Source organism: Bacillus sp. R45, assembly GCF_021729365.1.
GTDB classification, from domain to species: Bacteria; Bacillota; Bacilli; order Bacillales; family Bacillaceae; genus Bacillus; species Bacillus velezensis.
This window is the reverse complement of record NZ_CP091421.1, coordinates 2,375,174-2,394,117: the sequence shown is the minus strand read 5'-3', so window position 1 is coordinate 2,394,117 and position 18,944 is coordinate 2,375,174. Positions and strand designations below refer to the sequence as shown.

General features: G+C 50.6%; 2 protein-coding genes. Both read left to right on the top strand.

Annotated elements, in window-relative coordinates:
• Positions 1-26: 26 nt before the first annotated feature.
• Positions 27-12,608, top strand: a complete 12,582-nt coding sequence (locus L3V45_RS11570) for a type I polyketide synthase (protein ID WP_236837006.1) — start codon at positions 27-29, stop codon at positions 12,606-12,608.
• 18 nt (positions 12,609-12,626) lie between these two features.
• Positions 12,627-18,923: a type I polyketide synthase gene (locus tag L3V45_RS11565; RefSeq protein ID WP_236837005.1), complete on the top strand. Its 6,297-nt coding sequence runs from the start codon at positions 12,627-12,629 to the stop codon at positions 18,921-18,923.
• Positions 18,924-18,944: the final 21 nt, after the last annotated feature.

Sequence of the window (18,944 nt, the reverse complement as noted above, 5' to 3'; positions counted from 1 at the left end):
TCTTTTGTACAAGGGATGGTATCCTCATGAAATGTATTAACGAATTTTTAAGAACGGTAATAGCGGAAAAGCTGGGTGCCGAGGTGACCGAAGCAGAAGATAAAACCGCTTTTTTTACTCTTGGCGTGACGTCTCTCATCAGTGAAGAAATCATGACCATATTGCATAAAGAATTTACCGGCCTTTCTGAAACGCTGCTGTTTGAATATCCGAACATTGAGAAATTGAGTGAGTTTTTAAGTGCGCAGAAACGAAATCCCGAAAGCGTTCTTGAATTCAAAGAAACGGAGCCTGATACGGGAAGCCGGCAGGAAGAAGAAGTGCTTCCTGTACAGGCGGCTGAAAAGGTGCCTGAACCGGGAACGGACAGGAGTTCTGATATTGCGGTTATCGGAATGAGCGGGATGTTTCCGAAAGCGGAAAACCAGCATGATTTTTGGGACAATTTAATGGAAAATAAAGATTGTGTCTCCGAAATCCCTGAGGACAGATGGGACAGCTCTTATTACTCGGAAGAGAAAACGGCAGAATACGCGTCATACAGTAAATGGGGAGGTTTTATTGATCGTCCGGATCGATTTGACCCGCTGTTTTTTTCTGTTTCCCCGTGGGAAGCTGATTTAATGGACCCTCAGCAAAAATTGTATGTTACGTGCTGCTGGGAAGCGATGGAGGATGCCGGTTACGGGAACCCGGCGGCGAGGCCGACGGATCAAATCGGTGTATTCGCCGGAGTGACCTGGAATGAATATTCATTAATTGCACACGAAGAAGGTTTCCTCAAAGATCAGTATAAAGGCCCCGGCTCCTTATATTGGGGCATTCCGAACCGGGTTTCTTATTTTCTTGATCTCCATGGGCCGAGCATCGCTGTTGATACGGCGTGTTCTTCATCGCTTGTCGCCGTCCATCAGGCTTGTCAGGCCATTATGTCGGGCGACTGTGAAATGGCGCTTGCCGGAGGCGTCAACCTCAGCTTACATCCGCAAAAATACATGTTTTTAAGCCAATCGCATTTTCTGTCTTCTGAAGGAAAATGCCGCAGCTTCGGTGAAGGCGGAGACGGTTACGTGCCCGGTGAAGGCGCGGGAGCCGTTTTGTTAAAACCATTGAAAAAAGCGATTGCGGACAACGACCACATCTACGGTGTCATTAAGGGGTCCGCCACTAATCACGGCGGCAAAACGACCGGGTATACGGTGCCGAATCCGGAAGCGCACCGGGACCTGATTTTATCCGCTATAAACAGAGCCGCGGTAAGTCCGGCGGATATCAGCTACATTGAAGCTCACGGTACCGGCACGGCACTCGGCGATCCGATTGAGATACGCGGTCTGTCTATGGCATTTGAGAAACAGACCGATGAGAAAAATGACTGCGGAATCGGCTCGGTGAAATCCAATATCGGACATTTGGAAGCGGCTGCAGGGATCGCCGGTTTAATCAAGGTGCTTTTAAGCATGAAACATGAAACGCTTCCCGCCAGTCTGCACGCCGAGGAACTGAACCGCAAGATTTCTTTTTCTGATTCGCCATTTTATGTCGTCCGAAACAATCGGCCGTGGCCGGCTGAAGGAGATAAACCGAGAATCGCCGCAATCAGTTCATTCGGCGCAGGAGGCTCTAATGCCCATCTGATCGTAGGTGCTTATCAGCCAAAACGGCAAGCGGACGGGAATACTGAGCAAAAACCGCATGCCGTCGTACTAAGCGCACATTCCGAACAGCAGCTGAAAGAATATGCCGGAAAATTGAGCTCCTTTCTTGCCCGATTGGAAAACTCGCCTTCTGCCGGCGGATACAGCCTGGAAAATATCGCTGCCACCCTATTGTCAGGCAGAGAGCCTTTCTCCTTCCGGCTTGCTGTCATTGCGTCATCCCTTCCCGAGCTGAAACAGCGATTGGACGGTTTTGTGAGCGGTCACAGCGGCGGCAGGCATATTTACTTCGGAAAAGCGTCACCCGGACGGCCGGACGTTTCAGGCCAATCCGTTTCAGATCCTGAAAAATTTGCCGCGCTGTGGGTCAAAGGCCTTCAAGGTTTCAAAAAGCCGGAGACGCCGTATCAGAAAGTTCCGCTTCCTACGTATCCGTTTTTAAAGGAAACGTCCTGGCTGACCGACCAAAAAAAGCGGTATACGAAAAAGCCCCAATCTATCAAAAGGCGTGAAGCGCTGCATCCGCTGCTTGATGAGAATGTTTCATCCGCCCGGAAAGGGACGTTTCAAAAGATATTTTCCAAGGATGAATATTTCTTTAAAGATCATTTAGTGAACGAAAAATATGTGCTCCCCGGAGTCTGTCATCTTGAAATGGCGGCATACGGCGCGGCATTGTGGGGAGAACGCCCGGTCGTCTCTCTTCAAAATGTGTGGTATATGGAGCCGATTGTGACAGGGACAGACCCAAGATCCGTCATGATAGAGTTTGAAGCGGAAAAAGAGCGTATAAGCTATGTCATTAAGGAAAAAGGAGCGGACGGCACTCTCTTTTCGCAAGGAGAAGTGATTTGTAAAGAAAATGGAGCGTCGTTTGAGGCCCCGGTCTTTCAGCTTCCGGCGCCATTTACGCAGAGAACGGAGCCGAAAGACATCTATCACTCGTTCTCTGAGGCGGGAATCGTGCAAAAGGACAGTTTTCAGGTCATCCGCGAATTCTCTTATACAGAAAGGAAAGCACTGGCCAAATTAACGCTCCCGTCACACTTGGAAGCGGATTTTAAACAGTACATCCTGCATCCGTCCTTAATGGATGGCGCTGTTCAAACTGCAATGGCGCATGTGCTGCAATTTCAAAAAGAGCCTGCGCTTATCGTACCGTTTTCCTTCGGAGAAATACAGCTTTTTAAACCGTTAGCGAAAACCGTATTTGTGCATGCGGAGGTAAAAGCGGCCTCCGTTCACCAATTTGACCTGCATATTTGTGATGAGCGCGGCGTGCTGCATGCGGCAGTGAAAGATTTTATCATAAAAGAGGTGCAGGAAAGCGCCGGGTTTAACCAAAAAGCCGGCGTCATGCCGAAGAAAAGCCGTGAAACGGAATTGCTTATGACACCGGTTTGGAACACCGTCACCATTCCGGAAACCGGCATGTCTTTCATGCGTGAAGAAAAAATAATTGTCATCGGGGGCGGGCCGGATTTTCAGCAGGCTTTGAAAGAGATGTATTCCGATGTCCGTTTTCCGGACATCACTTCTTTGGACAGCGCGGAACAAATGGCTGAAACACTGAAAGCGCAAGGCTCTTTTCAACACATGATATGGGCGGCGCCGGATCATCCGATTCCATCCGTTTATGATGCGGATACGGCCGACGGACAGGAGCACGGGGTCATGCAGCTTTTCCGGCTGGTAAAATCGCTTCTGCTTCTGAATTTTGACACGGAACAACTATCATTGACAATCTGCACGTTTCAAGCACAGCCGATTCATGAACATGATGAGGTCAATCCGAGTCATGCAAGCATACACGGATTAGCGGGATCGCTCGCAAAAGAACACAGCAATTGGAGCATCCGGCTTCTTGATTTGGAATCTCAAAGGGGAGACCGGCATCTTCCCGATATCTTCTCTTTACCGGCGGACCCCGAGGGAAATCCGTGGGTCTTTCGTGCAGGTCAGTGGCACCGCCAGCAATTGGCCGTCTGCCAGCCTCATGCAGGTGAGCCTTCATTATACCGGCACGGCGGGGTTTATGTGATTATCGGCGGAGCAGGCGGAATAGGAGAAGTATGGACTGAATACATGATTCAGACCTATCAGGCGAAAATTGCTTGGATCGGGAGACGGAAAAAAGATACACAGATTGAAAGAAAGCTGAAAAGACTTGCGGCTTTAGGTCCCTCACCGCAATATTTCAGCGCGGATGCTGCGGATTATGATTCTCTCAAGCGGGCGTATGACACCATTGTGAAGGAACATGGAAAGGTGCGCGGAATCATTCATTCCGCCATCGTGTTATCAGACCGGAGTTTTGCCAATATGGAAGAGGACCAGTTCCGCGCTTCACTTTCTGCAAAAACTGATGTCAGCTTGCAGATTGCCCGGGTAGCTGAAGAGGAACCGCTGGATTTCTTGCTGTTTTTCTCTTCGATGATGTCGTTTCAAAAAGCGCCGGGACAGAGCAATTATGCCGCCGGGTGCACGTTTAAAGACGCTTTTGCTAAGCGGATCTCACAAAAAGCGCCGTATGCCGTAAAGGTTGTCAATTGGGGCTTTTGGGGAAGTGTCGGCGTTGTCGCTTCAGAACAATACCGGAAACGGATGGAGCGGGACGGAATCGCTTCTATTGAGGCGCCCGAAGCGATGAAAACGCTGGAAACCCTGCTTTCGGGACCTTATGACCAGCTGGCGCTGATCAAAACGACAGATCCGGTTTTTATGAAAGATGATCTGAAAGAACAAGTAACGGTTTATCCGGAAAAGATTCCTTCCGCACTCGGACAATTAGCGGTTAACATCACGCAGAATGACGAAGCTGAGCGGGTAAAAGCATCAAATGTCATGAGCTGCATGAGAGAGATGGAATCCCTCATTGAAAAAATACTTGTATCAACCCTTTATGAGATGGGCGCAAGGCTTGATGAGACTTTGCCGTTATTTCAATCGGCTGCCGGCATAACGGAACAATACAGCAGATGGCTGAAAGAGAGCTTTGTCTTCCTGACTGAATTAGCGCTTGCTCCGGAAAAAACGGATCTAGGGGAGGTGTGGGAGGAATGGGAGCGGAAAAAAGAGACTTGGCTGCGCCGGAAAGACATGAGGGCGCATGTCAGATTGGCAGAAGAGACATTGCGTGTGCTTCCAGACATTTTAACCGGTAAGCTTCCGGCAACGGAAGTGATGTTCCCTGACTCCTCCTTCCGTCTTGTGGAAGGCATTTACCGCAATAATATCATTTCTGATTTTTTCAATGACAAGCTTGCTGACACATTGATTGCAGTTTTGCGGGAGCGTCTGGAAAAAGACCCGCAGGCGAAAATCCGCATTTTAGAAATCGGAGCCGGAACGGGCGGGACGAGCGCCGCGGTCATGAGAAAATTGAAACCGTATGAAGCGCATATTGCCGAATATTGTTTCACAGATATTTCTAAAGTATTTCTTTTACATGCAGAAGACATATTCGGTCCGGAATATCCTTATGTCACTTATAAAATATTCAACGCTGAGCAGCCGGTATCAACAGAAGCGCCGGACATCGGCACGTATGACGCAGTGATCGCGACCAATGTGCTTCATGCGACAAAAAATATCCGCTCTACGCTGCGCCATGCGAAAGCAATGCTGCAAAAAAACGGCCAGCTGTTTATAAATGAGATCAACAGCCGCACCGTATTCAACCATGTGACGTTCGGCCTTCTTGAAGGCTGGTGGCTGTATGAGGATCATGATTTACGGATTCCGGGCTGTCCGGGGGTTGAGCCGGCCGGCTGGTCGGAAGCGCTTTCACTTGAAGGGTTCGTCCATCCTCTGTTTCCGGCTGAAGCCGCACACGACTTAGGCCAGCAGATTATAGCGGCTGAAAGTGACGGAACGGTCAGGCTTGCCCTCCCGCAGGCGTCAGAAGAAAAACCGGAGCGCCGTCCGTATGACGCAGATGGTCTTTCGGATGATACATTGCATTTCAGCTTGAGAGAAAAAAGCGTTGAACTGATGAAGAAGGTAATCGGTGAAGCGCTTAAAGTGCCGGCGCATCGTCTTTTATCCCATGAACCTTTAACCGCATACGGATTGGATTCCATACTGGTCGTCAGACTGACCAACGCGTTAAAAGACGTCTTCGGTTCTGTCAGCAGCACTTTGTTTTTTGAATATCAAACCATTGATGAGCTTGCTGATTACTTTCTGTCTTCCCGTAAAGAAGCGCTCGAGCGGCAATTCGGGAATGGACGGGCTCATTCCGAAAACGCCGGACGGATGCAGGCTCCCGCAGAAAGCGCCGCGCCGATTCCAAACGTAAGGGAACGGGGCATCACATATCTGACGGAATTAATAGGAAAAACGCTAAAGATTCCGAGCAGGAGAATGGATCCGTCGGTTTCCTTAACCGCATACGGTTTGGATTCTATTCTGGTCGTCAGGCTCACAAATGCTTTTCGTAACGTGTTTGACCAAATGACCAGCACCCTCTTTTTTGAATATCAGACGATAGAAGAAATCGCGGATTACCTGCTTCTTTCTCAGCGGAGAGCATTTATGAAAGCGATGGGTGTGCGTGAGGAGCAGCTGTCTGATCACACAGATAACCTGAATGTAATTCCTCAAAACGAGGAAGAAAGCAGGACAAACGGAGATCCCTATATCCAGGATATCGCTGTCATCGGTCTGTCAGGCCGGTATCCGGGCGCCGATCACGTTGATGAGCTGTGGGAAAATGTAAAAGCCGGCAGGCATTCTATTACAGAAGTGCCGAAAGATCGCTGGGACTGGAAAACGTTTTATAACGAGGAACGCGGAAAATGGGGGTCCATTTATTCAAAATGGGGCGGTTTCCTCGATGACATTGATAAATTTGATCCGCTGTTTTTCCGTATATCTCCCGCGGAAGCTGAAAGGATGGATCCGCAGGAAAGGTTGTTTCTGCAGACTGCTTATTCAAGCATTGAAGATGCGGGGTACACCCCGGCCACGCTTTGTGACAGCCGGAAAATCGGAGTCTTTGTCGGTGTGATGAACAGCAATTACCCGACAGTTCCCAGCGACTGGTCTATCGCAAACAGAGTATCGTTTTTGTTCAATTTTCAAGGGCCGAGTATGGCTGTGGATACAGCCTGTTCTTCTTCTTTAACAGCTGTCCATCTCGCTGCAGAAAGCCTGCGGAGCGGAATGAGTGAAACAGCGATTGCCGGCGGAGTCAATCTTATCGTTGATCCGGCTCACTATGAGCGGCTGTCCGCTTTTTCAATGCTGTCTCCCGGTGATAAATGCAAATCTTTCGGAGACAGGGCGGACGGTTTTGTTGACGGTGAAGGAGTAGGGGCGATTGTGTTAAAGCCGCTTGCTCAAGCGGAGAAAGACGGCGATCATATTTACGGCGTTATCAAAGGAAGCATGCTGAACGCAGCAGGCAGGACAAACGCTTATATGGTGCCGAATCCGAAAGCGCAGTTTGATCTGATCGCAGAGACGTTGAAACGGACAGACATTCACCCGAGAACGGTCAGTTACTTGGAAGCCCACGGAACGGGCACTGCGCTCGGTGATCCGATTGAAATCGACGGGTTAACGAAAGCTTTTCGCCTGACAACAGAAGACCGGCAGTTTTGTTCCATCGGTTCAATTAAATCAAATATCGGACATTTAGAAAGCGCTGCCGGGATTGCGGGAATCACCAAACTGCTTCTCCAATTGAAACATAAGAGGATTGCCCCTTCATTGCATGCGGCGGAATTGAATCCGAATATTGAGTTTGAGCACACTCCGTTTTTCGTACAGCAAAAAGAAACGGAATGGAAACGACCTGTCTTGAATATCACGGGTGAAATGAAGGAATATCCGAGAATTGCCGGTATTTCCTCTTTTGGAGCAGGAGGGGCAAACGCGCATATCATCATTCAGGAATATGTGCCGTCTGACAGCCTGAAACCAAGGGAAAACGCGTCTGTTTCTCCGCAAAAACCGGCTGTTATTATTTTATCAGCGCGAAATGAGCAGCAATTGACAGAGCGCGCCCGCCAGCTTCTGGATGATGTCATAAGAAAAAAACGTTCTGACGGGGATTTGGCCAAAATCGCTTACACGCTTCAGGCGGGAAGAGAACCGATGGCTGAGCGGCTTGCATTTACGGCCGAGTCGATAGAAGAACTGAAAATGAAGCTTATGAGTTTCTCAAACGATCATATCGAACATGCTCATATCTGGCGGGGCAGGACAGCCAAACATCATTCATTGGCGGCTTCGCTTACTTCCGATGAAGATATGGCGCTTACCATAAATGCCTGGCTGAAAAAAGGGAAATACGGAAAGCTGCTTGACCTTTGGGTTAAAGGACTTGACGTCGATTGGTCAGCTCTTTATCAGCGCAACCCGGGCCGCATCAGTCTCCCGGCTTACCCTTTTGCCAAAGACCGATATTGGGTCACAAAAGCTGATGTGTCACTTGACAAAACAGGCTCAGCGGAAAGTGAGAAAGCAGGCAGACTTCACCCGCTGCTCCACGCGAATACATCGACCTTTACCGCCCAGCGCTTTACTTCTGTTTTTTCAGGGCGTGAACCGTTTTTTGCCGATCATATCGTCAATGGAAAACCGGTGCTTCCGGGCGCGGCTGCTTTAGAAATGGCCCGGGCCGCCGTTACGCTTGCCGCTGAGGACTTGCCGGGCGGGAAAGCGGGTGTCCGGCTCAAACAGATCGTTTGGCTCCGTCCGGTGACGGCGCTTTCTGAAGGCGTGACGCTTCATGTAAAGCTTCAGCCGGAAGAAAACGGAGACATCGCTTTTGAAGCGTATGCCGAAGGAGAAGAGCCGCTTGTCTTTTTCCAGGGAAAGGCCGTGCTCGAAGAGACGGAGCGTGCTCCTGTACTCGATGTGGAGGCGGTTCAGGCGCGCTGCGGCGGCCGGCGCATGTCAAAGGCTGAGTGTTATGAAGCATTCGACAGCCTCGGCATCACCTACGGACCGTCTCATCAGGCGCTTGACGCCGTCTATGCCGGAAGCGGAGAAGTGCTCGCGAAGCTCACTCTTCCGCCGTCCGCCCGCGAAGAAAAGGAGCCGTTCATCCTGCATCCGAGCATGCTGGACGCCGCCCTTCAGGCTTCTATCGGTCTCGTGCTCTCAGACGGTTCCGCGTCCGGACGGCCGTTTCTGCCGTTTGCCCTCCGGGATATGCAGGTGTTTTCTGCGTGCCGGGAGACGATGTGGGCGGTGCTTTCCTCAGCGGACGGCGCCTATCATATTGAGCTGTGTGATGAAAACGGCGAGGTATGCGTCCGATTGACGGGGCTCACCGCCCGTTTTCTGGAAGAGGAAACGGAGGGAAAACCGCTCTTGCTTCAGCCAAAGTGGCAGGAATCACCGCCGGGTGAAGGCGGCGGACAAGCAGAGTCTTTCAGATACGTGACGCTGTATGGCGGAATGAACGCTGAGGACATAAACGGCGCCGTATGTGCGGCTGACGGGGAAGGTCCCATTGAAGACCGTTATGACGCCTGCGCGGCGGAGCTGTCAGCGATCGTCAAGCGTCTTATCAAAGAAAAACAGAAGGGAAAAACGCTGATCCAGCTTCTTGTCCCCGACAGGGGGGAAGACAATGTATTGGCGGGGCTGGCCGCTTTTCTGAAAACGGCTCACCTTGAACATCCGAAGCTGTACGGCCAAGTCATCCAAGCCGATCCGGACGAGTCAGCATCAGCGCTTCTTGCCAAGCTGAAAGAAAACCGGGCGCACCCTGAACAAGCGGAAATCCGTTATGAAGCCGGCAAACGTCTCGTCAGAAACTGGCGTCACCTGCCTGCGCCTCAAAGCGGCACCGTTCCGTGGAAAGACGAAGGGGTCTACCTCCTCACCGGGGGAGCGGGCGGCATCGGACTGATTTTCGCTGAAGAAATAGCCTCCCGCGTCAAAAACACCGTCCTCATATTAACGGGGAGGGCGGAAGCGCTTGATGAAGACCGCTCCGCCCGCTTACGGCGCTTGGAAGCGTCAGGCGCCCGCGTATTGTATCAACCGGTTGACGTGACAGACAGGACGGCGGTCATCGCCCTCGTCCGCGGCATACAGGAGGAGCACGGAACACTCGATGGGATTATTCACGGCGCAGGCGTGATCGCCGACAACTACATTCTGAACCAGACAGAAAACGAACGGAAGACCGTCATGGCGCCGAAAGTGAAAGGGCTTATCAATCTTGATGAAGCAGCGAAAGATGTACGGCTGGACTTTTTCATTCTGTTTTCTTCCTTGGCGGGAGGCATGGGAAATCCGGGGCAGGCCGGTTATGCGGCAGCCAACGCATTTATGGATGTTTATGCAGCCCGCCGAAATCGTCTCGTGCGGGACAACAAGCGGAGCGGGCAGACCCTGTCCGTCAACTGGCCGCTTTGGGAAGAGGGCGGTATGCGCGTGGACAAAGAGACCGAACGGCTGATGTATGAACAGACCGGAATGAAAGCCATGCGATCGGCTTCAGGCATCCAGGCGCTGTACGCCGCTTTTGCCTCCGGAGCACACCAGGTCATGGTGGCAGAAGGCGACGAGAAACGGATTCGAAAAAACCTGATGCCTGAAGCGCCGGAACCGTCACGCAGCATTCATGTGTCAAGGAAGACCCACGTCCATCTGCCAAATAAAGTACAAGCGGAACTCAAACATATGATATCAGGCATTCTGAAGGTGAAAGAAGAAGAAATAGATGCTGAATCAGAGATGAGAGATTATGGATTTGATTCGGTTTCATTCACGCAGTTTGCAAATGAACTAAATAAAATGTATGGGCTTGAACTGACGCCAGCCGTGTTTTTTGAATATCCGACAGTCTTTAGTTTTGCCCAATACTTGCTGACGGAACATCCGGATACATTCGGCCCACAGGAAGAAACAGAAACGGAGAAACCGGTTGAGCGTAAAAAAATGAAGACGGAGCCATTCTCGATTCCGTCCCGCCTTCCTAAAACAAAAACCGCAGCTGCACCTGAAGAGCCCGTGGCGATAATCGGAATCAGCTGTGCATTTCCAATGGCTGAAAATCCGGAAATGTTTTGGGAGAATTTAGCCGGAGAAAAGGACTGCATTTCTGAAATACCGCCGGAGCGCTGGGACTGGAGACAGTATTACGGAGATCCGCAGAAAGATAAAAATGCGAGCAATGTAAAGTGGGGCGGCTTCATTGATGAAACCGCTCAATTTGATCCATTATTTTTCGGTATTTCTCCGCATGAAGCCGAAATGATGGATCCTCAGCAAAGACTTTTAATGATGCATGTATGGAAAGCGATTGAAGATGCCGGCTGCTCTGCAAAAAGCCTGTCAGGTACAAATACAGGCATTTTTGCAGGCACGACAAACAGCGGTTACGCTCAGGAAGCTTCAAAGTTCCATATAGAGATTGAGGGTTCTTCCGCCGCCGGAACGGTTCCGTCAATCGGTCCGAACCGCATGAGCTATTTTCTGAATATACATGGGCCGAGCGAACCGATTGAAACCGCCTGTTCAAGCTCATTGGTCGCTGTTCACCGTGCGGTCAGGGCAATTCAGGCCGGAGACTGCGGCATCGCGATTGCAGGAGGCGTCAATGCTATTGTGTCGCCGGACATGCATATCAGCTTTAATAAAGCAGGAATGCTCAGTGAAGACGGGCGCTGCAAAACATTTTCCGATCAAGCGGACGGCTATGTCAGAGCTGAAGGTGCCGGCATGATTGTTTTGAAAACATTATCCGATGCGGAACGTGACGGCGACCGTATTTATGCCGTTATCCGCGGAACGGCGGAAAATCATGGCGGAAGGGCGGCTTCCCTTACATCGCCGAATCCGAAAGCGCAGACAGAAGTCATGATAAAAGCGTATCAGCAAGCGAACATCGACCCCCGTACAGTGAGTTATATTGAAGCCCACGGCACGGGAACGGCGCTCGGAGATCCGATAGAAATCAACGGACTCAAAGCGGCTTTTGCAGCGCTTTATCAGAAAGCCGGAGTAACGGCACCCGATCAGCCTCATTGCGGCCTCGGTTCCGTCAAAACGAATATCGGCCACACAGAGCTTGCCGCCGGCATGGCCGGACTTTTAAAAATTATTTTGCAGATGCAGCACAAAACGCTCGTTAAAAGTCTGCATTGTGAAACCGTTAATCCGTATATCAGCCTCGACGGCAGCCCGTTTTATTTCGTCCGTGACACTCAGCCGTGGAAAGCGGCGACTGATGATAGCGGAAATGAACTGCCGCGGAGAGCGGGTGTCAGCTCGTTCGGATTTGGCGGTGTCAATGCTCATGTCGTGCTCGAAGAATATGTTTCTCCTGTTGAAGAGAAACAATGGACGGCCGGTGAACTTCAGCCGTCCTTATTCATTCTCTCGGCAAAGACGGCGGAACAGCTGAAGGAACGTGCGGAACAGCTGCGCAGATATTTGGAAAAGTCACATTCAGCTGACGGAGCTCTTGCGGATATCGCTTATACGCTTCAGCTTGGCCGGGATGAAATGGAAGAGCGCCTTGCCGTCATTGCTGAAACAAAAGAAGAGCTTACGAACGCGCTGAATGATTTCCTCAGCGGCAAGGAGACGGGGCAGAATTTCTTTACAGGCCGGAACAAAGCGATGAAACAGCTGTTTACAGAGATGACGGACAATGCAGAAATGAGCGGGGCCGTAGATCAATGGATTGAAGCAGGAAAGTATGCAATGCTTGCAAAATTATGGGTGCAAGGCTTGCATGTTGATTGGAGTAAATTGTATCAGGACGAAAGACCGAAAAAAGTCAGCCTGCCCGTCTATCCTTTTGCGAAAACACATTGCTGGATACCGCACAGTGCGCAGCATATAAGGCACCGGGAGACTTACGGGACTGATACGTCCCCGCTTGAGACTTATGAGCGCCTGCTTGATGAATTGGAGAAAAACGAAATAAGCATAGAAGCCGCTGTAAAAAGAACGATCGGTTTTTACAGGGATTAGCGTAATGGAGGAAACCATATGAAAGAGTTTCTGCACCGGGTTTTTTCTGACGTCAAAAATAAAAAAATGACAAAACAGGATGCGATCGGCATTTTGCGCGATTATGATATGCGGATGGGACTTCGCCAAGCGGCTTCCCTTCATCCGCTTGCTCAGCAGCATATTTCCGATGAAACGGGACAGGGATTCTCGGCAGCTTTCAGCGGCCGGGAATTTTTTCTCGCTGATGTTTCTTTACAGCATAAAAAGCTTATGCCTGGAGAACTTCTTTTGGAAATGGCGAGAGCTGCGGCTGTTTTGACAGTAAAGGAGACTGCGGCTGTCCGGCTGACGCATATCGTGTGGTCAAAGCCCATTCTGACTGAGGCTGAGCCGTTCCATATCGAAATCAGGCTGATACCCGCAGAGGGTGAAGCCAAAAGGTTTGAGATTTATAATCCATTTTCTGCTGATTCCAGTCATTATGATGTGTACAGCCAAGGGACGATTCAGCCAGTTGATGCTGCGCCCGGCATGCTGGATATCAGCCGCTTGATGGAAAACAGCGGTTCCCTGATGGATCAGCAGCAAATTGAAGCCATCACTCAGAACGATACCGTTCAATACAGTGAGCACATGAAAGGAATTGAGCGTATTTACGCCTCAGCAGGACGGATGCTGGCAGACATATCAATTCCATTGACAAACCAAAAAGAATCCGCCCGATTCGGCCTCCCTCCCTGTGTGATGCAAAGTGTGACAGAGGCATGCGCGCTGCTTGGCGGCAAAGAATATAAAACGCTCGCCCCGGTTTCATTGGACGAGCTTTTGTTTTATGAATCTTGTCCTGACAAGGTATGGGCCGAGATACAAGAGAAGGCGGGGAGCTTTTATATTGATTTATGTGACGGAGAAGGAAAAATATGGGCTTCCCTGTCGGGGTTGAAGCTGCAGCCTGTCATCAAGACGGGCGCTTCCGGAAAAACCAATGCCGAACACCGCAGTGAACGTTTGTATGAACAAACGCTTCTTCAGCTCAAAACGCTTTTTGGCCTGACTGCAAAAATTGCTGTTTCCAACATAGATACTGAAGAGCCGCTGGAAACTTACGGAATCGACTCAGTCACTGTGACGAAATTGAACCGCGAATTGTCTCTGCTTTTCGGTGACCTTTCCAAAACGGTTTTTTACGAATATAAGACACTGGGCTCTTTGGCAGCTCACTTTGTCACGGATTATCCGAATGAATGCCGAAAATGGACAAATGATGATGAGCACCGTTCAGGCATATCAGAACAGGTTTTGGCAAATGAAGATTTTCCGGTGCTTCCGTCGTTTATCAAGCGAAGAAAACGGCCTGCTTTTTCCAATGAGAAACAGACAAAAGAAGGGATTGCGATTATCGGAGTCAGCGGACGTTATCCGCAAGCTGAAACACTTGAAGAGTACTGGGATAACTTAGCGGCCGGAAAAGACTGTGTGACGGAAATTCCCGAAGAGCGCTGGGAAAAGGACAGGTACTACAACCCTGATCCCGAAGCGGCCGTGAAAGCAGGGAAAAGTTACAGTAAGCGGGGCGGGTTTCTGAAAGATGCCGCTTTCTTTGATCCGCTGTTTTTTCAAATTTCACCCCGTGATGCTTTGAATATGGACCCGCAGGAGCGTCTCTTTATTGAAATGTGCTGGCAGGTGCTGGAGGATGCCGGTTATACGAAGGAACAGCTTGAGAATCTGTATAACGGCCGGGTCGGCGTTTTTGCTGGCATTACGAAAAACGGGTACGGAATGTACTGGAAAAACGGCGGCACCCTGCAGCCGAAAACGTCGTTCAGTTCAGCGGCCAACAGAGTTTCCTATTTTCTTAATCTGAAAGGGCCGAGCATGCCGGTCGACACGATGTGCTCGTCTTCGCTAACTGCAATTCATGAAGCGTGTGAAAACATCCTTCGCGGCGCATGTGACATGGCGATTGCCGGCGGTGTGAATGTGTATACGCATCCTTCGGCTTATGCGGAGCTCAGCGCCTATCGAATGCTTTCAAAAGACGGAACGTGCAAAAGTTTCGGTGAAGGCGGGGACGGGTTTGTTCCCGGGGAAGGCGTCGGGGCCGTGCTGTTAAAGCCGCTGTCAAAAGCGATGGCTGATAAGGACCATATTTACGGGGTGATTCGCGGCACTCATATCAATCACGGCGGCAGAACAAACGGGTATACAGTGCCGAGTCCGAGCGCCCAGGCTGACGTGATTTCCGGCGCGCTTGAAAAATCAGGAATACATCCGCGGATGATCAGCTGTATCGAAGCCCACGGCACGGGCACTGAACTCGGAGATCCGATCGAAATTGACGGTTTGACCCGCGCATTTCAAACGAAAACGTCAGATAAAGGCTTTTGCGCCATCAGCTCAGTTAAATCCAATATCGGGCATTTGGAAGCCGCGGCAGGCATTGCCGGTGTAACAAAACTGCTGCTCCAGTTTCAAAAACGAAAGCTGGCCCCTTCATTACATTGCCGAAATTTGAATCCGAATATTGCATTTGACCGGACGCCGTTTGCGGTGCAGCGTGAATTGGCAGACTGGAAACGGCCGGTCATTGAGGAAAACGGAGCGCAGAAAGAGATTCCGAGAATCGCGGGAATCTCTTCTTTTGGCGCGGGCGGGGCAAATGCCCACATATTGATAGAAGAATATATTGAACCTGATAGGGAGATTTCTGAGCCATTCACAGATGAAGATCCCGCAGTCATTTTATTATCCGCCAAACAGGAGGCCAGCCTGAAGCAGCGGGCGCAGCAGCTTCTTCAAGCGATCAGAAAAAATGACGTCACAGACCGCAGCCTCCGGGATGCGGCTTACACCCTTCAAACCGGAAGAGAAGCGATGGAAGAACGTGCGGCGTTTATCGTGACGTCGACAGAGCAGTTAGCGGAAAAACTGCAGCGTTTTATTGACGGCGGGACAGACGGCTGCTTCAGGGGGAAAAGCAAACAGTATAAAGACATTCTAGCCGTTTTTAAGGATGAAGATATGCAGGAAGCCGTCCGTAAATGGATGAAAAGAAAAAAATTCGCGAAGCTTCTGGAACTTTGGGTAAAAGGGCTGAAGATTGATTGGTCAGAGCTTTATAACGGCAGCCTGCCTCATCGCGTCAGCCTTCCCGGTTATCCATTTATAAAGGATCGTTATTGGCCGGACGATGCAGCGCCGGACAATGTTCGCGGTGCTGAAACACATTCTGAAACATTTCGTGAATTCCGCTTTTTACAGAAAAGCTGGGCAGAAAGCAGCCGTGTTCCGGCTAAGGAAGTGCGGGGCGTCATCGGAATAGCCGCTGATCACCAGACAGGAAATTTGGCCGTTGAGCTGTCCCGTTATTTCCCCGAGTCTGAAATCATTGACGCTGCATCACCGGAAATATCCGGGGACGCGGCCCGGTTTGGCGGTCTGATTGATGTGACGGGATGCGGGACGGAAATCAAGCATGATGACGGCTGGATTCATCGTCTGCAGTCTCTCATCGACAACAGAAACCGCGGCCGAAAGCTACAGCTGCTTTGTGTGACAAAGGGGCTTGAACCTTTTGCGAATGAAACGATAAATCTCTCAGGTGCAAAAAAGGCCGGATTGTACCGGATGCTCCAAAGTGAGTATAAGGATATCCGCTCGCGGCATATGGATGCAGAACGGACTGCTGAAGATTCCGAGCTGGCAAACCAGATCGCAGAGGAGTTTTTTCGCGATTCTGCAGACATCGAAGTGTGTTACCGAAACGATGTGCGCTATCACGCGCGGTTAAAGGAAACAAACAGCTTAGCTGAAAAAGAATTTTCATTTCCGAAAGACCATGCGCTCTGGATCACCGGAGGGACCCGGGGACTCGGATATTTATTCGCCCGGCATTTTGCCGAACGTTACGGAGTCACGAAACTCGTGCTTACCGGAAAAGAAACAATGCCTCCGAAAGCGGAGTGGGATGATCATATCAAACGGAATTCCCCGTTTTCCGATAAAGTGAGAAGAATCAGAGAGCTCGAACAAAAAGGTGTCCGAACGGAAGTGCTGTCTGTATCTTCCGGCCCTGAATATGAGCAGGCCGTCAGCCGGGTGAAAGAGAAGATGGGACCGATTGGAGGCGTGATACACGCAGCGGGAGCCGTAGATCTCGATCATCCCGCCTTTATCCGCAAAACAAGAGAACAGATGATGACTGTGCTTGAACCTAAAACTGACGGACTGGACCTTTTGTATCAAGCGCTGCACAAGGAGCCTCTCCGGTTTTTTGCGCTGTTTTCTTCAGTGTCCGGCGTGATGCCGGAATTAGGAGCGGGACAAAGCGATTATGCCATGGCTAACGCCTATATGGATTATTTTGCGGCCGCAAAAGGTTTTCCGGTGCTGAGCATCCAATGGCCGAGCTGGAAAGAAACGGGTATGGGCGAATCAAAAAGCCGGGCCTATCAGAAAAGCGGTTTAAAGAGCATCACTGACAGAGATGGGCTGAGCCTGTTTGATGCCGTTATGGCAGGCGATTGCGGATCTGTTATTATGCCGGCCGTCATTCACCCGGAAAAATGGGAGCCCGACCGTCTGATGCTTTCAACCGGCCTTACCGAAACAAAGCAGCATGTACAGGGTGAGACAGAAAGCGTAGAGGAGTGGCTGACGGGCATTTGCTGCCGGGAATTAAGACTGGAGCCGTCAAGATTTGAATCTGATACACCGTTTCAAGATTACGGAGCCGATTCTATCATGCTTGCCCAAGTGTCCAGAGCGATCGGAAAGAGGATCAAAGCTGACCTTGACCCGGCGGTGCTGTATGAATACCCTACGGTTGCTGCGCTGGCGGGATGGCTTGAAACGGCATATCCGGAAATCAAAGCTGCCGTTTCAAAACCGGTTCAGCCTGTAATCCCGGACGTTCCCAAACAAACAGCAGCCGCTGTCATTCAGCCTTCTGGCGCTGCAGCGGCGCAAGACATCGCTGTTGTCGGAATGTCCTGCCGTTTTCCTGGAGCTGAATCAATTGAAGCTTATTGGAAGCTGCTGTCTGAAGGGTCGTCGGCTATTCAAAGGGTGCCGAAAGAACGCTGGAAAACGGAGAAGGCGGATTATGCGGGCCTTTTAAAAAATGTAACGCATTTTGACCCGGAGTTTTTCCTTATTCCCGAAGAAGACATCAAGGCAATGGATATCCAGTCCTTTCTTATATTAGAAGAGGCGCTTCATCTGTTCAGAGACAGCGGTTACTCTTTACAAGAAATGAAAGGCAGGTCAGCCGGTGTCTATTTAGGAGGACGCGGCGGCAGTATGCCTGACGAAAACCGTCTGAAGCATGCAAAAAATCCGATAGTCGCCGCCGGCCCGAATTACTTGGCGGCCAATCTTTCTCAGTTCTTTGATTTGAAGGGGCCGAGTCTCGTTTTGGATACGGCCTGTTCTTCAGCGCTTGTCGGTATGAATATGGCGATACAGGCGCTTTCTTGCGGTGAAATCGACTCAGCGGTGGTCGGGGGAGTCAGTCTGCTGGAATCCGGTCAAACCCACCGGATGTTCGAACTTCGCAATCTGTTAAGCGAAGAGCCTGCGTTTCATATTTTTGACCGCCGCACCGGAGGCATCGTATTGGGAGAAGGCGTCGGAATGGTGTATTTAAAAACAGCGGCCCAGGCTGTAAAAGACGGGGACCGGATTCATGCGGTCATTAAAGGCATTTCCGTAAACAATGACGGCAGAACCGCGGGGCCTGCCACACCGAATATACAGGCGCAGAAAGAAGTGATGGCCAAGGCGCTTGCCAAAAGCGGCAGAAAAGCGGAGGATATCAGCTACATTGAAGCAAACGGTTCAGGCTCTGAAGTAACCGACCTTTTGGAACTGAGGGCGATTGAAGCGGTGTACCGTATGCAAAACAGCGCGCCTTGCGAATTGGGGTCGATGAAGCCGAATATCGGACACCCGTTATGCGCTGAAGGGATTGCCGGATTCATTAAAACAGTGCTTATGCTCTCGCGCCGAATGCGTGTGCCTTTCCTTTCGGGCAAAGAGCCGATGACGCATTACGATCTGTCCGCCTCGCCGTTTTATTTTTCGCACGTTCTGCGTGAATGGACGGATTCACCGCGGATTGCCGCCGTCAGCAGTTTCGCTGACGGAGGGACGAATGCCCATGTCATAGTGGAAGCCTGGGAGCAGGAGGCGTATACCCCGGTTAGAAAGCCTTTGCCGAGACAGGAATTAAAACGCCGGCCCATCCGTCCGGACAAAGCTGAAAACCTGCATGAAAACGCACATGAATCCCGCCCGAATACGTTTTGGAAACAAATGAAGACTTACTGATTGCGCTGAAAATTGAACGTC